The 22,032-nt window shown below is 58.3% G+C and carries 21 protein-coding genes; 17 read left to right on the top strand and 4 right to left on the bottom strand.

Features of this window, described 5'->3' with window-relative positions:
• Positions 1–7 precede the first annotated feature (7 nt).
• On the top strand, positions 8–211 hold the full coding sequence (locus tag AC06G8_RS18965; protein WP_447664371.1) for a CLC_0170 family protein: 204 nt from the start codon (positions 8–10) through the stop codon (positions 209–211).
• 346 nt (positions 212–557) lie between these two features.
• Positions 558–1,151, top strand: coding sequence for a spore coat protein (locus AC06G8_RS18960; RefSeq protein WP_447664411.1), 594 nt, complete (start codon positions 558–560; stop codon positions 1,149–1,151).
• A 79-nt stretch (positions 1,152–1,230) separates the two neighbouring features.
• Here the strand turns inward: AC06G8_RS18960 and AC06G8_RS18955 are convergent, their stop codons facing one another.
• Complete coding sequence (locus AC06G8_RS18955; RefSeq protein ID WP_447664372.1) at positions 1,231–2,256, bottom strand: LacI family DNA-binding transcriptional regulator; 1,026 nt, start codon at positions 2,254–2,256, stop codon at positions 1,231–1,233.
• Between the two features lie 340 nt (positions 2,257–2,596).
• Between AC06G8_RS18955 and AC06G8_RS18950 the strand changes: the two genes are divergently transcribed.
• From AC06G8_RS18950 to AC06G8_RS18920, 7 genes are all read left to right on the top strand, one after another.
• Complete coding sequence (locus AC06G8_RS18950; RefSeq protein ID WP_447664373.1) at positions 2,597–3,925, top strand: ABC transporter substrate-binding protein; 1,329 nt, start codon at positions 2,597–2,599, stop codon at positions 3,923–3,925.
• Between the two features lie 16 nt (positions 3,926–3,941).
• The gene (locus tag AC06G8_RS18945; protein ID WP_447664374.1) at positions 3,942–4,817 is read left to right on the top strand and encodes a carbohydrate ABC transporter permease; all 876 of its coding nucleotides are present in this window, start codon (positions 3,942–3,944) and stop codon (positions 4,815–4,817) included.
• Positions 4,804–5,643: a carbohydrate ABC transporter permease gene (locus tag AC06G8_RS18940; protein WP_447664375.1), complete on the top strand. Its 840-nt coding sequence runs from the start codon at positions 4,804–4,806 to the stop codon at positions 5,641–5,643. The genes AC06G8_RS18945 and AC06G8_RS18940 overlap by 14 nt, the downstream gene beginning before the upstream one ends.
• A gap of 27 nt (positions 5,644–5,670) precedes the next feature.
• Entirely contained in the window at positions 5,671–6,609 is a 939-nt protein-coding gene (locus tag AC06G8_RS18935) for an MTP-1 family protein (RefSeq protein WP_447664376.1), read from the top strand.
• 44 nt (positions 6,610–6,653) lie between these two features.
• A complete protein-coding gene (locus AC06G8_RS18930; protein ID WP_447664377.1) occupies positions 6,654–7,715 on the top strand; it encodes a BtaManbiosPhlase in 1,062 nt (353 codons plus the stop codon).
• Positions 7,716–8,016: 301 nt separating this feature from the next.
• A complete protein-coding gene (locus AC06G8_RS18925) occupies positions 8,017–8,820 on the top strand; it encodes an AAC(3) family N-acetyltransferase (protein ID WP_447664378.1) in 804 nt (267 codons plus the stop codon).
• Between the two features lie 218 nt (positions 8,821–9,038).
• Positions 9,039–10,454 (top strand): amino acid permease, encoded by a 1,416-nt coding sequence (locus tag AC06G8_RS18920; protein ID WP_480283554.1) that lies wholly within the window; start codon positions 9,039–9,041, stop codon positions 10,452–10,454.
• 21 nt (positions 10,455–10,475) lie between these two features.
• Here the strand turns inward: AC06G8_RS18920 and AC06G8_RS18915 are convergent, their stop codons facing one another.
• The 3 genes from AC06G8_RS18915 to AC06G8_RS18905 all read right to left on the bottom strand — a co-directional run bounded on the left by AC06G8_RS18915 (position 10,476) and on the right by AC06G8_RS18905 (position 12,771).
• Positions 10,476–11,234 (bottom strand): YqcI/YcgG family protein, encoded by a 759-nt coding sequence (locus tag AC06G8_RS18915; protein WP_480283553.1) that lies wholly within the window; start codon positions 11,232–11,234, stop codon positions 10,476–10,478.
• A 77-nt stretch (positions 11,235–11,311) separates the two neighbouring features.
• On the bottom strand, positions 11,312–11,935 hold the full coding sequence (locus AC06G8_RS18910; RefSeq protein ID WP_447664381.1) for a LysE family transporter: 624 nt from the start codon (positions 11,933–11,935) through the stop codon (positions 11,312–11,314).
• A gap of 242 nt (positions 11,936–12,177) precedes the next feature.
• Complete coding sequence (locus AC06G8_RS18905; RefSeq protein ID WP_480283552.1) at positions 12,178–12,771, bottom strand: DUF1989 domain-containing protein; 594 nt, start codon at positions 12,769–12,771, stop codon at positions 12,178–12,180.
• Positions 12,772–12,973: 202 nt separating this feature from the next.
• Between AC06G8_RS18905 and AC06G8_RS18900 the strand changes: the two genes are divergently transcribed.
• From AC06G8_RS18900 to AC06G8_RS18865, 8 genes are all read left to right on the top strand, one after another.
• Entirely contained in the window at positions 12,974–13,438 is a 465-nt protein-coding gene (locus AC06G8_RS18900; protein ID WP_447664383.1) for an acyl-CoA thioesterase, read from the top strand.
• Positions 13,439–13,621: 183 nt separating this feature from the next.
• The gene (locus AC06G8_RS18895) at positions 13,622–14,827 is read left to right on the top strand and encodes an MGDG synthase family glycosyltransferase (protein ID WP_480283551.1); all 1,206 of its coding nucleotides are present in this window, start codon (positions 13,622–13,624) and stop codon (positions 14,825–14,827) included.
• A gap of 620 nt (positions 14,828–15,447) precedes the next feature.
• Positions 15,448–16,035: a DUF5317 domain-containing protein gene (locus tag AC06G8_RS18890; protein WP_480283550.1), complete on the top strand. Its 588-nt coding sequence runs from the start codon at positions 15,448–15,450 to the stop codon at positions 16,033–16,035.
• Between the two features lie 865 nt (positions 16,036–16,900).
• On the top strand, positions 16,901–18,124 hold the full coding sequence (locus AC06G8_RS18885; RefSeq protein WP_447664386.1) for a bifunctional diguanylate cyclase/phosphohydrolase: 1,224 nt from the start codon (positions 16,901–16,903) through the stop codon (positions 18,122–18,124).
• A gap of 158 nt (positions 18,125–18,282) precedes the next feature.
• Positions 18,283–19,455 (top strand): serine hydrolase domain-containing protein, encoded by a 1,173-nt coding sequence (locus AC06G8_RS18880; protein WP_480283549.1) that lies wholly within the window; start codon positions 18,283–18,285, stop codon positions 19,453–19,455.
• Positions 19,456–19,719: 264 nt separating this feature from the next.
• Entirely contained in the window at positions 19,720–20,040 is a 321-nt protein-coding gene (locus tag AC06G8_RS18875; protein WP_447664388.1) for a DUF3870 domain-containing protein, read from the top strand.
• 195 nt (positions 20,041–20,235) lie between these two features.
• On the top strand, positions 20,236–21,060 hold the full coding sequence (locus AC06G8_RS18870; RefSeq protein WP_447664389.1) for a M55 family metallopeptidase: 825 nt from the start codon (positions 20,236–20,238) through the stop codon (positions 21,058–21,060).
• 37 nt (positions 21,061–21,097) lie between these two features.
• Complete coding sequence (locus AC06G8_RS18865) at positions 21,098–22,030, top strand: ABC transporter permease (protein WP_076359292.1); 933 nt, start codon at positions 21,098–21,100, stop codon at positions 22,028–22,030.
• Positions 22,031–22,032 lie beyond the last annotated feature (2 nt).

The following is a 22,032-nucleotide window of genomic DNA, read 5'->3' as shown; positions in this document are numbered from 1 at the left end:
GGACCGAATGCTCGATTATACATACAGCCTCGTCGTGTTCGTCATCCTGAGCCTGCTGTGCGGCCTGTTCATGCTGACGGCGGATTTTCGGATGTACGAATGGCTCGGCAAAAAGAAGGAAGGCAGCTGGACAAAAGGGCTGGCCTGGATTCAAATCGGCTTTTCCGCGGTCGGAGCAGCCGTCCTGGCGGTCTTCCACCTGCTGTTGTGAGCACTGGGACGCGGCCCGAATTCGGGGGAGAGAATCGGCATGCCGCTCGGCTTCCCGGATAAATCGAATGCATCGCAGGTGAGCGGAGGGAATCTCGAATAGGGATTGTACTTTTGGCTCATCTTAACCAAGCCTGAATTCACATGTAGGAGGACTAGCCTTGAACAATCAGCCTTACCAGCCTCAGTTCCAGTCCATGAGCCAGCCTGGACAGCCGTTGCAGCAGCATTCGTTCGCGCAGCCGTACCAGCCGCAGCAGCCAGGATTTCAGCAGCAGCATCAGCAGGCCCAGCCATATCAGCCGCAGCAGGCACAGGGCGCTGCGCCTTCCGCCCCTCAGCAGCAGATGAACCTGAACCATGGCGGACATGAGTTTTTCGACATGCATGAGATTCTGTCCGGCATGATCAACGTCCTCGACCAGTTCATGATTTTCCGCGGCTTCGTCAAGGATCAGGAGCTGCTCGGCATTTTGGACCGCCAGTACAACTTCATCCTCTCCCAATACAACCTGACGGCCGAATGCTTCGCGACGGGTCAGAAGCCGCATCAGGAAACCGGCACGTACATGATGCAGCAGCCGACCAACGTGACCTTCGGCATCAAGCCTTCCCAGCCGAAAAAGCCGAACCAGTCGCTCGCGGACGTCAAGGATGCCGGCATCAGCGGCCATATGCTCGGCTTGATCAAATCAACCGCGTCCTTGCTGGCGATGGCTTCGCCGGAGATTACGAATCCGGTCGTGCGCCGCGTCGTCGCTTCCCAGATCCAGAACTATGTGGAGATGGCATTCGAGATTTTCCTCTTCCAGAACAAGCATGCCTATTACCAGGTGCCGCAGCTGAAGCAGAACGACATGCAGTCGATGCTCGGCTCCTACGTTCCGGCTCCCGGCCAGCCCCAGATGCCGGCTCCGAATTCCTTCAGCCGCTACCAGTAGCTGATTCCCGGAAAATGAAGACGGCTCATGCGATGTCGCATGAGCCGTCTTGTCGTTGGTTCGGAGGCGGGGCGTCCGCTCAGCGGCGGGGAGGATTTCCGGTAGATTCCCGGATCAGAAGCTTCGTATGCAGCAGCGTCTCGGCGTAAGGCATGCCCGGATCTTCCAGTCTGGCCAGAAGCCGCTCGACCGCACACCGGGCATAGAGCGGAAGATCGACATCGACCGTCGTGATGGGCGGTGTCGCCAGCCGGGAGAGATAGCCGTTGTCGAAGCTGACGACGGAGGCGTCCTCGGGCACGCGCCGCCCGAGCTGCTGCAGCGCGGAGCTTACCATGAAGCCGTACCCGTCGTTGACGCAGAACCAGGCGGTAGGCCCGCCGCTCAGCCCTTCCAGCCGTGTGCGGATTTCGTTGCTGTCCTCGGCCGCATCGCTCAGCAGCCAGGCCTCCTTCAGCTGCAAGCCGAGTTCGAAGGCTGCGAGCCTCATCCCCTCCAGCCGTTCGTAATAGCTCGGAGCAAAAGAGATGTTGCCGACATAACCGATGTCACGATGTCCGAGTCCGTATAGATGCCGGATGGCTTCGTAGGCGCTGAACCGGTTGTTGGTCAGGATGCAGTCCGCCTGCAGATCGGGATGGTGGTGGTCGATCAGGACGGCGGGAATGTCCGTATCCAGCACGGCCTGGATATAGGGGGTCGTAATATGGGACAGGATGAGCACGCCGTCCACGGCCCGCTGCTGGATGAACGGCGGGAGAGTCAAGGACTCCGCATCGTTCGGGCTGATGGATTGGATGACCAGCTCGCAGCCGATTTTCTTGAGCTCCCGGTCGATGCTCAGGTAGATGTCGCTGAAGAAGCTCTTCATGGAAAAGGCGTAGTCGGAAGCGATGAGCGCGATCGTCCGCGGCTTCGCCGCCGGGCCGGCTTCCTCTGTATTGCCCCTTCTGGTATAGGTGTAGCCCATCTCATCGGCCGTCTTCATGATGAGTCGGCGGGTCTCGTCGCTTACGCCGGGCTTGCCCGTCAAAGCTTGGGAGACCGAGTTCTTGGACAGATTAAGCCTGTCGGCGATGTCCTGCATCGTAATTTTCGATTTCAAAAGAGTCAGCCTCCGTCATGCTCGCTCTTCGGACCGGAAGCCCGACGCGCAGCCATTCGTCTATCATTGTTTCCGCAGCGGGGCGGGAATGTCAAGCTTCGACGGGAGGAAAATACATATCGGAATGGATCACAATCCCGCTCTTCAATTGTAACGTTACTAAAAGAAATAGTAAAGATAATCGTCCATAAATAAAATGAATTTATCGGGTTGTAACTTGACACGACCTTGATTAAGCTCCATAATGGGTCTCATAAGCGCTTTCATTTCACTTTTGATCATTGACAGCTGGATGACAGAGAATGATTTTTAACATGACAAATCAGGGAGGACATGCAGAATGAAAAAGAGAGTCCCAATGGTTTTATCCGTTGCTTTGATCGCGGGCATGCTGTCCGCTTGCTCCACCGGCCAGGGAAGCCGGAACGAATCCGGCTCGGCATCCGGGGAAGGCGTGACGACGATCGAGTTCTGGGCGGCGCCGAATCCGACGCAGCAGGCTTACTGGCAGGAGATGGCCAAGGCGTATGAAGCCCAGAACGGCAAGGTCAAGATCAACGTCAGCGCGATCAAGGAATCGCCGACCTCCGAAGCCAGCATCCAGGCCGCGCTTGCGGCCAAGAGCGCGCCGACGATGTCGGAGAACATCAACCGCGGCTTCGCGGCCCAGCTGTCGAGCAGCAAGGCGCTTGTCCCGCTGGATACGCTGGAAGGATACGACGGCCTGCTCAAGGGACGCAGCATGAGCAAGACGATCGAGCCGTGGAAGTTCGCGGACGGCCATCAATACGTGCTTCCGATCTACTCCAATCCGATGCTGTTCGGCTGGCGCCTCGATACTCTGAAGGAGCTCGGCTACAACGAGCCGCCGAAGACGTACGGCGAAGTGCTGGAGCTGACCAAGAAGCTCAAGGACAAATACGGCGACAAGAAATACCTTTGGGCGAAGCCGGATCTGGCCGACCCTACCGCCTGGAAGCGCTGGTTCGACTTCTACATGCTGTATGACGCCGCGTCGAACGGCAACATGTTCATCGAAGGCGACACGTTCACGGGAGACGAGAAAGCCGGCATCGAAGTGCTGACGTTCGTCGACAGCCTGCGCAAGGAGAAAGGGCTGCTGGCGCGTCAGGTGACGGATCCGTTCGAGAACGGCACGGGCGTGTTCACCGATGTCGGTCCGTGGACCTTTACGACCTGGGCGGAAAAATACCCGAACCTGAAGTACAACGAAACCTATGCGCTGACGATGCCTCCGGTGCCTGACGGCGTCGATCCGGCCCAAAGCAAGACGTTCGCGGATACGAAGGGACTTGTCATCTACGCTTCCGCGACGAAGGCCCAGCAGCAGGCGGCGCTTGATTTCGTGAAGTGGGTGTACAGCGACGCCAAGAACGATGCGGTCTGGTTCAAGCAGACGAATCTGCCGCCGGCCCGCGACGACCTGTCGACCAACGAATCGTTCAAGGCGATCCTGGACGAGAGTCCGCAACTGAAGCCTTATGCGGAGAACGTGCCGAATGCCGTGCCGCCGATGGACAACGCCAAGTACAACGACCTGCAGACGATCATCGGCACGGAGGCTTTCAACAAAGTGGTCAAAGGCGAAATCGCTCCTGCCGAGGGCTGGGCGGCGATGAAGGCTGCGCTGGAGAAAGCCCTGAAATAAGGGAGGTTCCGCTGTCATGGACCAACGCAACAACAAGCTGGGCTGGATGTTCGCCAGCCCTTACCTCATCTACTCGCTGATCTTTTTCTTCGTGCCGCTCTTATGGTCTTTATTCCTGTCGTTTACGAACTGGGACCTTATCGCCCCGACGTTCAATTTCGTCGGGATCAGCAATTTCCTGGACGCGCTGCAATCGCCGGCCGTCCATGCGGCATTCTGGAATACGTACAAATTCATGATGGTCTTCGTCCCGCTCGTCACCGTGATGGCGATCGGCGTCGCCGTCGTCGTCCATGGACTGCCCCGGTTCAAGGGGCTGTTCCTGATCGGATTTTTCCTGCCGTACCTCAGCTCGGGCGTCGTGTCCGCGCTGATCGTGAAGGGGCTGCTGTCCTACACGAGTCCCGTCAATGAATTCCTCCGAGGAATCGGCATGGATATCAACTGGCTCGGCTCGCCCTTCTCGGCGCTCTTCGTTGTCGGCCTGATCCTCGCCTGGAAGTTCACCGGCTATTATGCGCTCATCATCACATCCGGCCTGGAGAGCATCGACAAGGAAGTGTATGAGGCCGCCGCCATCGACGGAGTCAAGGACAGCCAGCGGTTCTGGCGGATCACGCTGCCGCTGCTGTACCCGTCGCTCTATACGACGCTGATTCTGGCGTTCGGCGTGACGTTCGGCATCTTCACCGAGGTGTATCAGCTGACCGGCGGCGGTCCCGGCAATGCGACGAACACCTGGCAGATGGAGATCTTCAAGCAGGCGTTCTCGAACATGCAGGTCGGCTACGCCTCCGCGGTCGCGCTGCTGGCATCGCTGGCGACGTTCGCCTCGATCTTCGTGATCCGCAAAATACTGGAGATATGGGGGAAGCGGAATGGTTGGGTCTAAAAAACGCAGCGGCGCCAGGCGGGCCATCCGTTACTCGCTCGCCCTCGTGCTCCTGCTCATCATGGTTTATCCCTATCTGTACATGGTGCTCAGCTCGTTCGCGGACTGGACGCAGATCGACAAGAAGCTGTTCCCGACGAGCTTCACGCTCAAATCCTACGAGTGGCTGTTCAGCGGCGGCGAGACGGGCATCACCCGTCCTTGGCTGAACGCGTTCATGAACAGCATCATCGTCTCGGTCGCCTCAACGGCGCTGATGATGCTGTTCGGCATCATGGTCGCCTACGCGCTGTCCAAGCTGAATTTCTTCGGCCGCAATGCAATGAACAACTTCGTCCTGTTCCATATGTTCTTTCCCGCGATCATCCTGCTGGTGCCGACGTTTCTGATCATCCAGCGGGTCGGACTCTACGACACGTATCTGGGCCTGATCATTCCGAAGGCGGTCAGCCTGTGGGCCATCTTCATGTACACGAACTTTTTCAAGGCCGTGCCGACAGTGTTCATCGAGGCGGCCAAGCTGGACGGGGCATCCGATCTGAAAATCATGTTCCGAATCATGCTGCCGATGTCGAAGTCGATCACGACCGTCATCTTCCTGTTCCTGCTCATGGAGCGCTGGACCGAGCTGCTGTGGGACATGATCGCGGTCAAGAGCGATTCGATGCTGACGCTGAACGTGCTGCTCTCGCAGATGTTCGGACCGTACGGCTCCTATCCCGGACCGCTGTACGCCGCTTCGACCATCCTGACGCTGCCGATCATCGTCATGTTCCTGATCTTCAGCAAGAAATTCCAGGAAGGCATGCAGTTCAGCCTCAAGTAAACATCCCATGCAGGGAGGAAACCTTCTATGAATACTCAGAAGCTCGAGCCGTCCTCGTGCCGGAAGCTGCTGGCGGAATACCGGGCATCCGGCGCACGTGCCGAGGCGCCGGAGCGGATTCCGTTCGCGGAAGTCGGGGAGAAGGATGTGTACAATATCGCCGCGCCTATCGTGGAGAGCGGCCGGCTGGTCATCCCGGGCCGCGTGGAATCCCGTGACAGCGAGCATTCCGCAGTCGTCTTCTTCGAGGAAGCGGGCGGACGCTGGCTGCCGCTGGAAGGGGCTCCGGTTCTGGAGCTCCAAGACCCGTTCCACTGCCGCATCGGCGGCGAGCTGGTCGTCGGGGGCGTGGAGATCTATCCCCATCCGGACAACGAAGGCGCGCTGATGTGGAGGACCGTCTTTTACCGCGGCAGCGGACTGGAGGATTTGAAGCCGTTTTTCAAAGGCCCGGACGGAATGAAGGATATCCGCCTCGTGGAGCTTGCCGATGGAGAGGTCGGGGTTTTCACCCGTCCCCAAGGCGAGAAAGGCGGCCGCGGCAAGATCGGCTTCGCGCAGGCGGCGTCGCTGGAGCAATTGACGCTCGACCTGATCGAAAACGCGCCTCTGCTGGAAGGACAGTTCGCGGAAGGCGAATGGGGAGGGGCCAATGAAGCCCATCTGCTGCAGGACGGCCGGATCGGCGTGCTCGGACATGTCGCCTGCTTCGACGAAGCGGGAGACCGGCATTATTACCCGATGGCGTTCGTATTCGACCCGGTCAGCGCCAGCTGCTCGGAGCTGGGCATCCTCGCCGAGCGCAGCGTCTTTCTGCCTGGTCCGGCCAAGCGGGCGGACCTGCAGGATGTCGTATTCAGCGGGGGACTGCTTCGCAGGACAGACGGCACGGCCGTCCTGTACGCAGGCATCAGCGACGCGGACGCGCAAAGGCTGGTCATCGACGACCCGTTTGCCGGCTTGTAAGCTTTGTCCGCATTATATAGTTAAGATACAAAGGAGTTCATGCCATGAATAGCTACCGTTACGAACAGAATCCGCTGGTGACCCCGGCGGACGTGAAGCCGCATCGCGAGGATTTCGAGGTCATCGGCGCCTTCAACGCAGGGGTGGCTGAATACGACGGCGAAGTCATCCTGCTGCTGCGCGTGGCGGAACGCCCGATCAGCGCGGATCCGGAGGTGGTGCTGGCCCCCGTGTACAACACGGAGAAAGGCGGTTTGGACCTCATTCCGATCTCCAAGAATGACGAGCGCTACGACTTGTCCGATCCGCGCGTCATCGTGCGCAAGGAGCATGCGCCGGCTTTCGAATACCTGACTTCCCTCTCGTACCTGCGCATCGCGCGCAGCCGGGACGGCAGGAGCTTCACGGTCGACGAGGAGCCGTTCATTTATCCGACGCAGCCGCTGGAGATCTTCGGCATTGAAGACCCCCGCATCACGCAGATCGGGGATACCTACTATATCTATTTCTCGGCCGTGTCGCCCGTCGGCATCGGGGAATCGCTCGTCTCGACCAAGGATTTCAAGACCATCACGCATCACGGCATGATCTTCGGGCCGGACAACAAGGATGTCATCATCTTCCCCGAGCGCATCGGAGGCAAGTATTACGCCCTTCACCGCCCGACGACCAAAAGCTGCGGCCGCCCCGAGATGTGGATCGCGGAATCGGACAACCTGCTGTACTGGGGCAACCACCGCCATCTCATCGGCCTGCGCGAGGGCATGTGGGACAGCGGCCGCATCGGCGGCGGAGCCGTTCCGATCCGGACGGAGCGAGGCTGGCTGGAGCTGTACCACGGCGCGACCAAGGATCACCGGTACTGCATGGGAGCCGTGCTGCTCGACCTGGACGATCCGTCCAAGGTGATTGCCCGCTCCGGCAAGCCGATCCTGGAGCCGGAAGCGGATTATGAGCGGGACGGCTTCTTCGGAGGCGTCGTCTTCTCCTGCGGCGCTCTCGTCGACGGAAATCGCGTCCGCATGTATTACGGCGCCGCCGACACGTCCATGGCTTGCGCGGAGCTCAGCCTGGCCGGCATTTTGGACAGCCTGGAGCCGGTCTGATCCGCTGCAGCATCAAAAGCATCAAAAGCATCAAAAGCATCAAAAGCATCAAAAGCATCAAAAGCATGCATCAAAAGACTCGGCCATTTCCGTTCCGATGCGAGGAATCTTTCTGGAGAGCACCAGCCCTGGCGGCATGCCGGGGCTTTTTTGCGATCATCATGGGGAGGCATCGAATCGGTTTAAACCGTTCTTCACCTGCGAAGCGGGGCGGAGTCTGGTAGACTGGCGAAAAGAAGAGATCGGGAAGGCAAGGCATCCGGTTCCCCGCTTGCTTATCCCGCGATACGGAGGCTGTACCATGATCAATGCCAACGAAATGCCCCTCACAAGCAAAAACATTACGGAAGGACTGAGAGAGATAGGAGTCGAGGAAGGGATGCTGCTGCTGGTCCACTCCTCCATGAAGGCATTCGGCCGCTGGGTTGTCGGCGGGCCGGAAGCCGTCGTGCTTGCCCTCGAGGAAGCTGTCGGGGATAGCGGCACGATCGTCATGCCCGCGCAATCGTCGGATCTGTCCGAGCCTTCCTACTGGATGCGTCCGCCGGTTCCGGAATCTTGGTGGCCGCTGATTCGCGAAGAAATGCCCGCCTATCGTCCGGACTTGACGGCCACCCGAGGGATGGGCGCCGTCGTGGAATGCTTCCGCCGTCAGGAGGGCACGCTGCGCAGCGCCCATCCGCAGGTGAGCTTCGCCGCTCGAGGACCGCTGGCGAGGACGATTCTGGAGCCGCATCTGCTGTCGCCTGCCCTCGGAGAAGGTTCCCCTCTTGAGCGGATGGCCGGGCATGGCGGCCGGGCTCTGCTGCTGGGAGTCGACCACGAGAGAAACACCACGCTGCATCTGGCCGAGCATCGCGCTTCCTACCCCAATAAGGAGCTGCTCAGCCAAGGCTCGCCCATGCTGAGGGACGGCCAGCGGGAATGGGTGACCTTCGAGGATCTTGCCTACCGCGACGATGATTTCAACACCGTGGGCGACGCCTTTGAAAGGGATTGCCCGCTGGCCGCAAGAGGGCGGATCGGGGATGCGCTCGTACGGCTGCTGCCGCAGCGGGAGCTGATCGACTACGCGGCGGCCTGGATGGAGGCCAACCGTCACTGAAACATGCGGCCTGGATGGAGGCCAGCCGGCACGGCTGCATGAGGACGGCCTGGATGGAGGCCAATCGGCGCTTGACTGCGGCCGGCTGTTCATGGAGGCCGGCCGTCACGGGCCATATGGCTTTAAAGGGTATCCGAATAGGCTGTTTGCCGCCACTCGCTTGCCGGATAGTCCCGACGGATCTGGAGAATCCTACCTCCATGAGGAGGATGGGAAGCATGTCCGAACATCTGAAGCATCCTCCGGCTGCCGCCGCCGGAGATTCGTGCTCCTCCGAAGGGGGCGCAAAAGGCGATCTCTCTTGGTGGGAGCTGTCGCTGTTCGGGGCGGGCTGCACGATCGGGACGGCTTTTTTCCTCGCAACCGGCATCGCCGTCCGTCGGAGCGGCTTTCTCGTGCTGCCGATTTTTCTGGCTGCGGCCGCGGCCACTTATTTCGTCTATGAGGCGCTGGCTTCCATGACGGCGGAGCAGCCGGAAAAGGGCTCGTTCCAAGCGTATGCCAAGAAAGCATATGGCAGATGGGCAGGCTTCAGCACCGGCTGGATCTATTGGTCTTCCGAGCTGCTCATTCTCGGCGGTTCGCTGACAGCTCTCGGGCTGTTCACGCGGTACTGGCTTCCGTCTGTTCCGCTGTGGGTTTTCGCTGCAGGCTACGCCGTGCTGGCACTCGCCGTCGTCGTGCTGGGGTCCAAAGGAATCAACACGGCCGAGAACCTGTTCGCCGTCGTGAAAATCGCGGCCGTCGGCATGTTCATCGTCGTGGCCGCCTTCATGCTGCTGAGCGGAAAAGCATCCTTGGCGGCAAAGCCGGCCGAGTGGAAGGGGCTGCTGGAGGCCGGGGGCTGGAGAGGCGCCTGGAGCGGGCTTCTGTACGCCTTCTACGCCTTCAGCGGCATCGAGGTGATGGGTTTCATGGCTGCCGGACTGAAGCGGCCTGCGGATGCCCCCAAGGCAGGACGCATCATGCTGCTCGGCATCGGCATTCTCTATCTTCTGTCGATCGGCCTTGCCGTTCTGATCGTGCCGCGCTCCGCGATGAACGCCTCCGAAAGCCCTTTTCTCCAGGCGCTCGAGGTCATGAGGCTGCCCGTGCTTGTCCATGCGCTGAACGGGGTGCTGATCGTCGCCGGATTCTCGATCCTCGTCGCCTCCCTGTACGGCGTTTCCACCATGCTGGTATCGCTGGCATCGGATGGAGACGCCCCGCATTGGCTGGCGCTGAGAGCGGGAGCCCGCCGCCTGCCTTGGGCGGCGCTGCTCGTCAATGCGGGCGGCATGGCCGTCTCCGTCGTGCTGGCGCTGCTTCTGCCCTCGACGCTGTTCGAGCATCTGGCGACAGCCGGCGGCCTGGTGCTTCTATATGTATGGATGTTCATCGTCGCAACTTATCTGAAGCTGCAGAAGCCGGGGCTTCCGGGCCGGATCAAAAGCGGGACGGCGCTCGTCTTCATGGCGGCGGCAGTCTCCGGCTCGCTGCTGGAGCCTGCAGGACGCCCCGGCTTCTGGGCGAGTCTGGCGATTGCCGTCGTCACGCTGGCCATGTCGAGGCGCTGGAAGGGTGAACAGCCTCCGCCAGCGGGGGAGGAGCACCCCGGGGGCGATGCTTGCGGGCCAAAAATCCCGCGAGGATGATTCCTCGCGGGATTTCGAATTTTAATCGCCGTCAGGCAGCTTGATCTTGCCGCTCAGGAAGGGACATTTCGACAAGGCGCTGTCGTCGTCCCGCAGATAGTATTGCTGCCATTCCTGGTTGTCCTGCTGGCCGTACCATTTGAGCGACGGATGGGCGGGGATGCCGTCGTAGTCCGCCAGCTTCCGGCGGATGATTTTTTTCATGTTGCGGCCGAAGGGCGTGGAGTCGTTGATTTCCCGGAAAACCCAGCGGGGCTGGAAAGCCACGAGAAAACCGGAAAAGGAGCGGCTGCGCCGGACCACATGGGCCGGAGTGGCGCAAAAGGCGAAGTACGGCTCGCCGCCGTAGCAGAATTCCCATTCGTGATGCCCGGGATCTCGAGGAATCGATTCCGGCCAAGGTGCCGCGTCCAGCTTGGAAGCATCGCTGAGAAGAGACCAGAACAGCTCCTCGTAGTTTTCCACGGAAGCGCTCTCCAGCAAATCTTCGGGAGTGCTGAAGAAGATGACCAGCGAGGCGTATTTGCCCGTTTCTCGGGACAAAGGACCGTACTGCGCAAGCAGATCGGCCACTTCGCGTGCCGCTGCTTCCGTACGGGGGTCAGGAGCGAACCCGAACCGCAGGTTATCGGTCAAGAACCCTTGCCTGCCCGGCACGCAAGGATAGGAATTGTTGTCGTCGGCGATCATGGAAGCAAAGCTCAGGTAGGCTTCCCGTTCCCATTTCTCCAGTGACATCGAGTGATGATCAAGCCAGCTTTTCGCATGCAGTTGTGCCATCCGTCCTTGCCATCCTCCTTTGAAACGTCGCTTCATCGTATGTAAGGAGGGGGGGGAGGGGTGAACGTCCCGGCATTCTAGGCCGTCAGCTGGAGGAAGGCCTGCCAGCCGAAGTAAAGGCCGAAGCCGATCAGCGACAGCCCTGCCAGGGAGGAGATGCCTTGCAGGATGCGGCTGCTGGCGAACCGCCGCAGCGAGCTTGCGAGTGCGGCCATGACGACGTCCCAGAGCAGGATGCCCGCGAAAATTCCGGTGCTGTGCAAGAGCAGCAGGGAGAGGCCTTCATGGGAGCTGCCGGCGATCAGGGAGCCATAGATGCCGAGCCAGAACAGGATATTGAGCGGATTGAGCAGCGCCATCAGGAAGCCGGAGCGGAAGGATGCGGTTCGCGCCGTTTCCTCATGGAGCGGACCCGGCAGCGAAGGAGAGGCGGCCTTCAGCGTTTCGAGACCGGTGTACATGAGCACGAAGAAGCCGAAAGAGAACAGCAGCGTGCGCATGAAGCCGGTCGCCAGGAAGTTCGCCACGCCGAAATAAATCAGCAGCATGTACAGCAAGTCGGCCGCCATGGCGCCGATTCCGACCAGCCATGCATGGATGAAGCCGAAGCGGGCTCCCTTGTCCAGCTGGGCGGCGTTGATGGGGCCGATCGGAGCCGACAGGGACAGTCCCAGCAGCACATAGGCCATAAAGGCGTTCATTCGCAATCCACCTCCGAAGGAAATAGGCTTGCCTGCATGGGGTACAAGTCATCCTATTCGGAGGCGGATTTTTGTAGAAGGACAAATAGGGGCGCCGGAGCGGCGTCCCTACAGGAAACAATCCGATTAAACGACTCCAACGACTCCAACGACTCCGATGTATCAACCGGCCCATTCATCCATCGCAATCATCGCTCTAAATCATCAGTCGCAATTTCGCTCTAAATTATCCATCGCAATCATCAGTCGACAACTTCGACGAGGATCGGCGTGCAGGCATAGCCGTTGCAGGCACTCTCCGAGCAGGGGCAGGCAGAGACGGCGACGACCAGATCCATTTCCGCCCTCAGCTCCACGGCGTCGCCTGCCTTCGATAGCGGACGCTCGACGGAAATGCTGCCGTCCGGATGGATGACGGTGTTCATGAACACGTTGAACGCGTAATGCTGGTCCGGCTCCGGCAATCCGTACGGCTCCAGCGCCCGGGTCAGGTTTTCGTGGCAGCTGGCGTGGTTTTTCTTGCCGTACAGGAACTCGTACATCTCCGGACGGCACGACGCGTTGATGAAATCGTGGATGCCGACGTCGTCGGCTACAACGGTCAAGATCGGACGGTATTTGTTGGAGTAAAGAATATCCCCCGGATTGACCTTCATCTTGTGGAGGGCGTCCATCGTCACGTTCGGATCGATCCTCTCGGTCGTGTCGTCGGCACGGTAAGCGACGAAATCGGCTACCTGCTCGCCTTCGACATCCGTCACCCGGATGATCTGGCCTTTGTTCACCTTGAAGCCGATTCCTTCACCGGCAGGAATCAGCCAATTGCTCTGCGGCATGCCCGGTTGCTCCCTTCCTATGGTCATCTTGTCAGTATGGCTGGAAGGCGATCGGGGCATGCATCTGGAGGGCAAGACCATCGGGAACGGCGGAAAAGTTGTCTGTCCGGCTCGCGGCGTGATATCCTGCTTGGTAGACATATCGTTTCCGGCAGAGGCGAGGCCATGGACCGGGAACATGCTGAAAGGGGTATTGCGCATTATGAGCAAGGGCGCATTCATGGGGGAAGACAGGCAAGCCTGGCTGGAGTCGTTCCAGTTCTCCATTCCGCTGAAAATCCGTTATTGCGAGACGGACATGCTGGGGCATGTCAACAACGTCAGCTACTTCATGTATTTCGAGCAGGGCAGGATCGAGTACGTCGAGAACCTGGGGCTGACCGACGAGCTGTTCAGCGACAAGACGGTATCCGTCGTGGCGGATCTCGAATGCCAGTACCTGGGCCAAATTTACCTCCGCGACCAGCTGCGGCTGCATGTGAAGACAGCCAAGCTTGGACGCTCGTCCATGGACATCCATTACGCGCTTACCGTCGGGGAAGAGCTCAGAGCCGCGGGACGCGGCACGGTCGTGCTGATCGATACGGCAAGCGGCCGCAGCACCGCCATCCCGGATCATGTGCGCGAGGCGCTCCGCTCCTTCGAGGGCGAGGGAATGACCGGATAACCGGACTTCGGTCCAGGACAGGAACATTCCACAGACGGTATGCCTCAAGCGCCCGATCGCGGTAAGCTGGTTCCAGACGACATCTTGCGGGCAGGGCAAGCGGAAGAAGACTATTTCGGCCGAACGAGCCGTATGTATAAGCGGAAGCTGCCACCGGCTAAGATCTTGAAGGAGGAACCCCCTTTGGTACCTATAAGCCAGCAGAGGATCCTGGTCTTGACCGGGACGCTGGGCGACGGCCACAACCAGGCGGCCAGAGCCATTGCCGAAGCGGCGGCGCGGCAATATCCCGACGCCGTTGTCCGGGTCGTGGATTTCATGCAATGGACGCATCCGAGGACGCACTCCGTAGGAAGATTCTTCTACATGCAAGGCGTCAAGGGCTTGCCGTCCTTGTACGGATACCTGTACCGCGCGACCCGGGACGAGAACCGCCTGTCCGGGATGTTCAAGCAGATGCGCACGTTCCGCTCGGGGCGGATGATGGAGCTGCTGGAGGAATTCCGGCCCTCGGTCGTGGTCAGCACCTTCCCGCCCGCAGCAGCCGCGATGTCCCGTCTCAAGACGGCCGGGCTGACCTCGGTCGCCACGGCGACGGTGATGACCGATTACGCGCGGCACAGCTACTGGCTGCATCCCGGCACGGACCGGTACATCGTCGGCTCCGAGTCGATCCAGCGCTCCCTGACGGAGCTTGGCATACCGGCGGGAGCCGTATCCGTCACCGGCATGCCCGTCCGCTTCTCCTTCGGACGGGCATACGACCGTCAGGAGCTGCGGCGCAAGCATGGACTCAGCCCCTCGCTGCCGGTCGTTCTCGTCATGGGCGGGGGCGACGGCTTGATCGGACGCCGGCTGCTGACGCTGCTGGATTCCGCCGAGGACATGCCGCCCGCCCAGTACGTCTTCGTCTGCGGGCGCAACGAGAAGCTGCGCCGCCAGCTGGAGAAACGGCTGGAAGGCATGGGCGGACCGCATCGGATCCTGGTGACGGGATTCATCGACTACGTGCATGAGCTCATGGCGGCAGCCGACGTCATGGTGACGAAGCCGGGCGGCCTCACCGTCTCCGAGGCTCTGTCCCAGGAGCTGCCGATGATTCTGTTCAAGCCGATTCCGGGACAGGAGCAGGAGAACTCGGCTTATCTGACGCGTATGGGAGCGGCGGTGGAAGCCCGCTCCAAGTCGGATCTCATGCGGCGGCTGCGCCAGGTCATCGCGGAGGACGCGCTGCGCGCCCGCCTGCGCAAGAACGCATCGCTGAACAAGCCGGAGCATGGCGCGGACCGGGCCGTGCATGCGATCATCCGGATGCTGGGCCAATCGGCCGAAGTGGCGGACGCCGCGGCTCTTCTCCAGGCGGGACGCTTGGCGGCTGCGCATGCATGACAGTTGAGCGGGCAGGAGGAAGAATGCGCGGCAGCTTAGTAGTCGAGGACTTCGTAGCGAAGCATGCACTTGTGCAAAGCTCCAAAGCTGCGGGAAGCATGACTAAAGGAATTCGGCCATTGGGCCGAATTCTTTTTTTGCGCTTTTTTCGGCTGTCGGCTTCAGGCGGACTGAAGAAGACTGATATTACGGTGCGAGTGCCAGGCGGCAAGCTGGTTACCCGCCGGAAGACATCGCCGCTTATCTGGTCTTCCAGGAACAGATCATGAAGGGCATGACGGCGGGTGCCGTCAAAGGCTGAAGAAGAATCGTCCTTAATATGGAATTTTATGTATAAATATGAATTATATATAGTCCTAATGGTTTAAAATATTCATAAAATTAGGTCTATAGATTCAATAAAAACCGGCTCCGTTTGGTTGGGAACCGGTTTTTTAATGCGAAGTCAATAGGACCTCTGTGCAAAAAAAAATAGGTTATGCTACTTAGTTCATATTGACGGGTTGTCTTTATGCATTCTATAATGGCAATGACTAAATGCAAATGTTGGTAATTGTAGAACTTTACTGCAATATTGATATTGTCGTCGATTGCCGTAATATTCTGAAGGAGTAACCGCTATGGTCTATGATGGCATCCTTATCGGCCTTGTCATCGGGTTTATCCGGGCAGGCTGGAAGAGCGGCTTGATCGCTCTCGGCAATACCCGCATCAAGGGCGGTTGGGTTTTTCCGCTGCTGCTTATTGTCCAGTTCGGTTTGTTCTATCTGCAAGATTATGTGTCCTTTTTCGCTCGATTCAATTCCTATTTTTATATGCTCGTTTATGTTGCAGGTCTTTCTCTCCTCTACGTAAACCGCTCTTACAAGGGAATTCATTTACTTTTTATTGGCGTCTTTCTGAATTTCCTGGTCATGCTAGTGAACGGCGGAAGAATGCCGGTGTCGCTGGAGGCTGCCTCCGTACTTGATCCTCATTATATTGAAATGCTGAGGAACGGAGATGTACTGTACAAGCATATTCTTCTCGATAGTTCAACTAGACTCTCGTTTCTGGGAGACATCATACCTTTGGGTCCTCCTTATCCAAGAAGGCAGGCCATCAGTATTGGAGATGTAATCATGAATATAGGTATCTTCTTCTATATTACATCGCAAATGTCTTCCCATAAAACTCATGAAGAGCAGCCTCGCACAGAAGCGGCTTGATCTTGAAAAAAGGGGCTTTGAAGCTTGAAAGGAGGTGACGAATATGAAAAAAGTCAATGTTAAAGTCATTCTCTTTAATCTTGCCATCATTGCTTCCTTGGGAGTTGCGCTGACTTCGGGACTTAAGGTATTTTAATATTTCAAAAAAAAGGAAACGGAATAATTGTTCTGTTTCCTTTTTAATATTTACCCGTTAAGAGGGAGAGCCAGGATGAAACAGTTGAAAGCTATTGCAGTTGCACTTAAAACCCCCTCATACCTCTATGTAGTTCTGCTATCTTTAATGGGTGGTCTATTATTGCTTTCTTACTTTCTTCCTGTCGGGATCACCATTTCTAACGACAGATGGATCACTATTTACGCCATGACTGCAGGAGTCGTCTTGCTTGACTACTTCATGTTTCAACTCCCGCCTGAAGGGCACCGTCAATCCATGGACTCCACTATTTTTTTGGCGACCGTATTTGTATACGGAGTAGAGCCAGCCCTGCTCACATTGACGATAAGTGCGTTTATCATTGTTTTCAATCACAAGGATACCAAGTGGTGGAAGCATTTCCTGAACCTATCCATGTATACCATTATGATAGTAGTTGCCAATTACGTCTATTTACAGCTTGGCGGAGCAACAGGAACCTTTAAGACATCTTACTTGTCTGCGTTCATTGTTTCGCTTGCGGCCTACTTCTCTATAAACGTCCTTTTGATTGGAACCTATTATTTTTTGGTCTACAAAGGAAGGCTCGTCGAAATCCTTCGAATGTTTATCAAGGAAGTTCTCTTTGCCTATCTCAGCATTTTACTGTTGTCGATGATTCTGGTTATCTTACTCATTTATACCCGTCTTTTTGGTCTTTTCCTGTTCTTGATTATCGCTACGCTGCTGTCCCACGTCTTCAAACAGCTTTTCCTCATGTACCACGAAATCAACGACAAAGCCAACAAGGACCAGCGGACGGGGCTGTACAACCACAGCTACCTGGAAGAGAAGCTGGATGACTTCATAAAAACCTACCGCGAGGATGGGAAGATCTTCTCCTTCGCGATGCTTGATCTCGACGACTTCAAGAAATACAACGATCTCTATGGACATCCGCAAGGAGACAAGCTGCTCAGCTTCGTCGGCTCCATCATCAAGGCGGAATGCGAGCCTCATGAATTCGTCTGCGCCCGCTACGGCGGAGAGGAATTCGCGGTCATCATGCCGGGCTATAGCAAAAACGAAGCCCGCAAATTCATCAACCAGCTGCGCAAGACGGTGAACAACTCTCCGTTCGAAGGCGTCGAAATTCTCCCGCATGGATGCGTGTCGTTCTCGGCCGGCGTCATGGAGATGAATGCCGATACATACGAGAAATCGCAGCTTGTCGGCTTGTCCGACCGGGCGATGTACATTTCCAAGTCCAAAGGCAAGAACACGGTGACGATCTACGGGGAGCAAACCTATCTGCCGCAGAAGTTCGAGCATGAGATCAACGAGCTGGAGCAGCAGATCCGGGTATTCCTTTCCAAGGATGTCTACACGTTCAAGCATTCCAAGAGGGTGTTCTCCTACGCGGTGGACATGGCGGAGAAGCTCGGCCTGAACGAGGAGGAGCGGCGGACGCTCATTCTCGGCGCGCTTATCCATGACATCGGCAAGCTGGAGATTCCGAGGGAAGTGCTGACCAAGAGAGCGAAGCTGTCCAAGGAAGAATGGGAGCTCGTCAAGCAGCATGTCACCTTCGGCAAGGAGTTCCTTCTCGCATCGGGAACCTATTCGGATCTCGTGCCGCTTGTCGAGCTGCATCATGAACGTTATGACGGGACGGGCTATCCGCATGGGCTCAAGGGGACGGAGATTCCGAAGCTGGCGCGGCTGCTTTGCATCATCGATTCCTTTGACGCGATGACGACCGAGCGTCCTTACCAGCGGACCCGTACGTTCGCGGAGGCCGTGGAGGAGATCCAGGCTTGCTCAGGGTCGCAGTTCGATCCGGAGCTTGCCGTTCCGTTCATCGCTTACGTCAACCGCCGGATCGAGCAGGACGATATCCCCGAGGAGATCATCCAGCAGCTCCGGGAACAGCAGGAAAGAGAAGGCGCTTGATTCGCTGGCCGTTTGCCGATGAGGCAAACGGCCTTTATTATTTTCCTTTAGCCTATTGACGTTTTAGGGGACGAAAAGTCATAATTTAATAGAATGTAAACGCTATACAGGTCTCCTGGACGACAAACGCAACTTCAAAAGGAGGCTGAACGCATCGCATGAGCAAACCTGACAAAGTAGCTTTGAGGCTGCAGGAAACGATGGATCGCCGCCGCATCGTCGGCATGGCCTGTGCGTTTCTGATACGCGGACGGCTCGTCTGGAGCGGAGGTCTGGGACTGGCGGACAAGGAAAGAGGCTTGCCGGTGTCGGACAAGACGATCTTCCGCATCGCCTCCATATCCAAGACGGTCACGGCGGCCGCGATGCTCCAGCTCGTGGACCGCGGGTTATGCGGCTTGGACGACGACGCAGGCAAGCTCGTCGGCCTTCCGCTCCGCAATCCGGCCTTTCCCGACCAGCCGGTTACGCTGCGGCAGCTGATGACCCATACATCGGGACTGCGCGACGAATACGCCGGATTCGCGGCTGCTTCCCGCCAGGATCCGATGATTCCGCTCTCCGAGCTGATCGTTCCTGGAGGACAATGGCATCCAGCCAAGCTGTGGGGGGATAAGCCGCCGGGGGACCCGGCCGGTTATGAATACTCCAACCTTGGCGCGATTATCCTGGCTACGATCATCGAGCGGCAGAGCGGCGAGCGCTTCGACCGCTATTGCCGCAAGCATCTCTTCGAGCCGCTCGGCATGCGGGATTCCAGCTTCAACCTGCAGGATTTCGAGGAGCCCGACCGGATCGCGGTCCTCTATGAGTACGATGCCGATGCCGGAGATTATGCTCCGGCCGCAGACGCATTCCGAGGCAGGCTGCCGGAGCTGACGGACTTGCGGGTTTATGTTCCTGGGGTCAATGGATCGCTGTTCGGGCCGCATGGCGGCCTCCGGACGACCATCGCGGATCTTTCCCGCTGGCTGGAGATGCTGGCCGGCAAGGGCGAGCGCAGCGGAGTCCGGATTCTCCGCAAGGAGACGGCGGAGCAGATGCAGGCCCGGCAGTGGTCGAGAGTTCCGCAGGAAGGCTTCTATCGGGAAGGCGGCCTGCAGCTTCAGCGGACGCATGACCTCATGCCCGGCAGGCTGATGATCGGCCATGCCGGCGACGCCTATGGGCTGCGCAGCGGAATGTATTTCGATCCCGAAGCAGGGATCGGCATGATCTACGCCATGAACGGGCTGGACGACGCCAAGGAAGGCCATGTGTTCACCGCCGCGGAGACCGATCTGGCGGCTGCGATGGCCGACATATTCCTGCGGAAAAAGAATGAGCGTTAGCGGTGTCTTTGCCCGGAGCCTGCAAGGCCGCCTTTTTAGCACAGCATGGACCGGGAGCCTGCAAGGACGCCTTAGCGAAGCCTGAACCGGGAACCGGGAATTGCCGTTGGAAGTGCATGACATGTCGGTGCTTGCCGGTCGGCCGCAGTCATCGCCGAATCGGCATGGGCCATTAGCAGGATTTCTCATTTACAACCCGCTCGAGTCGATGTTAGAATAATTAACATCAATACGGCGCATGAAGCAGACAAGGGAGAATGACGGATGCCTTTCGACAAGAACACGCTGTATCTCATAGGCGATGCCCAGTCATCCGTGAACAATCCGATCACCCAGCAGTACAGCGCTTTTTTCATCGGGCTCGTCGTTGGGAAGGAATCCGGGATCATCATCGATGCCGGCTGCTCCTCCACCATTCCGCTCACTTCGGAGTTTGTCCGCTCGATCTTCATCGGCCACTCCGTCCTGGACGTGGAGCTGGTGGCCGAGGAAATCCGGAGCAGGTACCACGGCTCTTCGCAGAAGGCATTGATCGTCGCCTTCAAGGACGCCTCCAAAAAATTCAAATCCACGCTCAATGACTAGAAGAGCAGGCCTCGGCGCCTACTTCCGGTACAGCGTACGCTGCTTTATTTATCCGTATGGCGGGACATTCCGGCATGCACGTAAATAAAACCCAGCCAACGGACCCAGGGACAAGCATGTCCCCGGCTGTTGGTCTGGGTTTTTTTCATACTCTTTATTCGATCGATCATTTCTTATATTCCGGGAGGATGGCCAATGAAGCTCTATATTTCGGTAGACATGGAAGGCATAACAGGTCTTGTGGACAGCACGCACGTCGATTCGAGCCAGCGCAGCTACCCTCGCGGCCAGGTCATCATGACGGACGAGGCGAACCATGTCATCGGCACGGCATTCGACGAAGGCTGCTCCGAAGTGATCGTCAACGACAGCCATTCCAAAATGAACAACCTGCTGATCGAAAGGCTGCATCCCGACGCCCAGCTCATCACCGGAGACGTCAAGCCGTACTCCATGGTGCAGGGGCTCGATGCATCGTTCGGCGGAGCCGCCTTTCTCGGCTACCATACGATGGCGGCCACCCGCGGCGTTCTCAGCCATTCGATGATTTTCGGCGTGACAAAGATGTACATAGGTGACACCGCCATCGGCGAGCTCGGCTTCAACGCCATGGTAGCCGGCCATTACGGCGTCCCCGTCCTGCTCGTGGCAGGCGACGACGAGACGGCGGTGGAGGCGGAGGCGCTGCTCCCGGGGGTGACGACGGCAGTCGTCAAGAAGGCGATTTCGCGAACGGCGGCTCTGTGCCTGACTCCGGACAAGACTGGCCAGCTGCTGAGGGAGAAGACGAAGGAGGCTCTCGACAACCGCTCCCGCGTCAAGCCGCTGGCTTCGCCGGAGCACCCGCATCTGTCGATCGAATTCGCGAACTACGGACAAGCCGAATGGGCGAACCTGATGCCGGGAACCCGGATCGAGGGCAACAGCCCGGTCGTCTCCTTCCAGGCCAAGGACATTCTCGAAGCGTACCGGGCCATGCTGGTCATGATTGAGCTGGCGACAAGAACCAATTACTGCTAAGACGTTTTGCCAGACCGATTAAGGGGAGTGACAGAAGGTGGCATCTTACATCCTGAAGCGGCTTGTCTCCATGCTGGTTACGCTGTGGCTGATCATCACGGTGACCTTTTTCCTCATGCATTCCGTGCCGGGGTCCCCGTTCGACAAGGACGGCAAGAACAGCAACCCGACTGCGGTGCAGAACATGATGGCTTATTACCATCTGGACGAGCCGATTGGCGTTCAATACGTGCTCTATCTGAAGTCTTTGCTCAAGCTGGATCTCGGTCCGTCGATCGGGCATTTCCCCGACAGCGTGAATTCGATGATCAGCCGCGGCTTCCCCGTTTCCTTCCAGCTCGGCATGATCGCGATCCTGTTCGCCATCGTCGCGGGCATCGCGCTCGGTACGGTCGCCGCCCTGTACAAGAACCGGCTGATCGACCAGGCGGCCATGGTGCTCGCCGTGCTCGGCATCGCGGTGCCGAACTTCGTCGTGGCGACGCTGCTGATCAAATACGTGGCTGTGGAATGGCATCTGCTGCCGGTCGCCATGTGGGGAACCTGGCGCCACGCCGTGCTGCCGGGGCTGGCGCTGGCTACCGGTCCCATCGCCATCATTGCCCGCATGACGCGGGCCAACATGGTGGAGGTGCTCACCTCCGATTATATCGAGACGGCCCGCGCCAAAGGACTGCATCCGTTCGTCATCGTCACGAAGCATGCGCTGCGCAACGCGGTGCTGCCGGTCGTCACCCTGCTCGGGGCGCTGATCGCCAACGTCCTGACGGGAAGCTTCGTCATCGAGAAGATTTTCGCCATTCCCGGCATGGGCAAGTATTTCGTGGACGGCATCAACAACCGCGATTACTCGGTCATCATGGGCACGACCGTGTTCTACAGCGCTTTGCTGCTGTTCATGATGTTTCTCGTCGATATCGCCTACGGCCTCATTGATCCCCGCATCAAGCTGCACCGGAAGGAGGGCTGAGC

It is taken from the genome of Paenibacillus sp. SJS-P3, from assembly GCF_056711585.1.
Note: the sequence above shows the minus strand (reverse complement) of the source record. Positions and strands in the feature narration are given on the sequence as shown.